At 45.3% G+C, this 1,632-nt stretch carries 2 rRNA genes and 1 other annotated feature; both genes read left to right on the top strand.

Annotated features, from left to right (window positions below):
• Positions 1 to 91: 91 nt before the first annotated feature.
• Positions 92 to 224: a sequence feature (16S ribosomal RNA rRNA prediction is too short), on the top strand.
• Between the two features lie 216 nt (positions 225 to 440).
• Positions 441 to 558: ribosomal RNA gene (gene rrf, locus GCWU000282_RS10470) — 5S ribosomal RNA — on the top strand.
• Between the two features lie 746 nt (positions 559 to 1,304).
• Positions 1,305 to 1,632 (top strand): 23S ribosomal RNA (locus tag GCWU000282_RS16925); the annotation flags it as partial.

The raw sequence follows: 1,632 nt of genomic DNA, 5'->3' as shown, positions 1-1,632 counted from the left end.
ATTGTAGTCTGCAACTCGACTACATGAAGCTGGAATCGCTAGTAATCGCAAATCAGAATGTTGCGGTGAATACGTTCCCGGGTCTTGTACACACCGCCCGTCACACCATGGGAGTCGGAAATGCCCGAAGTCAGTGGCCTAACCGCAAGGGAGGAGCTGCCGAAGGCAGGTCTGGTGACTGGGGTGAAGTCGTAACAAGGTAGCCGTATCGGAAGGTGCGGCTGGATCACCTCCTTTCTAAGGAAGAAGAAGTAGAGATTGTCTTACTGTTTAGGTATCAAGCGAGCAACTTTGTTGCCGAGCGGGAGAAAATGTGAAAGCTTGCTTTCAGACATTTTCGAAAGCGAGGAAACAATCTCGAGCCAAACTCTAGCGAGGACGAACGAAGTGAGTTCGAGCTAGTTTGGATCGAAAGTTGCGAGATGAAATGCCAAAATACGTCTGGTGGCGATGCGTCCAGGGGTCACACCCGTTCTCATCCCGAACACGAAGGTTAAGGCCTGGGCGGCCGATGGTACTGCACTGGAGACGGTGTGGGAGAGTAGGTGGCTGCCAGACATTGTTTTCTTATCGAGCTCAAGTCGAAGACGCAGAGCGAGTTTAGAAAACAAGTCGTTCTTTCGAGTGCAACGAGAAAGAACTTCATTAATTAACTCTACACTCTTCGAGTGAGAGCGAAGCTCAAACGGAAGCAACTGAACTTCGATTAGTGATTTGATGTAATCAAAAACTAAATGTTAGTTGTAAAAAATTGATTATACCAAATGACTGATTGAAGATGAGCTAAGACTTCTCAAATGAGAAGAAAAGCTTGTAATCACAGTCAAATGTACCTTGAAAACTGCATACCGAAACATTGTTTTCTTAGATGAATGCGAGCCGTAGGCAAAGCATGAATTTAGAAAACAAGTTGTTCTTTCGAACGTAAGTGAGAAAGAACTTCAACAACATCGAGACATTGTTTTCTTGATGAACACAAGTTGAAAACGAAGTGTGAATATAGAAAACAGGTCGTTCTTTCAAGCATAAGCGAGAAAGAACTTCATATATTCTTTTTGTTTAATGAAAAGAATAAGATAATTATTAAAAGATTTTATAACAGTACGCTAGCTGTTATAGAATCATTAAAGAGAACCAAAAGAGTTATCTAAAATACCGTTGAGATGGGTCACTCGCAGAAATGCTAGGCATTTCCGCTCGTGCTAGGCGTTTCGTAGAAACGCCACCATCTGTCTATAGACCGCCGTTTACAAGCAAGCTTGCAACGACGTCCCATAGACATCTGGCCTTCCCATCTCAACTCAGGTCAAGTTACAAAGGGCGCAGGGCGGATGCCTTGGCACCAGGAGCCGAAGAAGGACGTGATAAGCTGCGAAAAGCTGCGGGGAGGAGCAAATATCCATTGATCCGCAGGTATCCGAATGGGGAAACCCGGCAGAAAGAACTTCTGTCACCGTATGATGAATCCATAGTCATACGGAGGGAACCCGGCGAACTGAAACATCTAAGTAGCCGGAGGAAGAGGAAGAAACATCGAATCCCTAAGTAGTGGCGAGCGAAAGGGGACGAAGCCCAAACCAAGGATTTATCCTTGGGGTTGAGGACCACAGACGAAGAAGCAGTAGGTAGTAG

The organism is Catonella morbi ATCC 51271 (assembly GCF_000160035.2).
Classification (GTDB): domain Bacteria; phylum Bacillota; class Clostridia; order Lachnospirales; family Lachnospiraceae; genus Catonella; species Catonella morbi.
The sequence above is the reverse complement of the archived record's forward strand: the minus strand, read 5'-3'. Positions and strand labels throughout refer to the sequence as shown.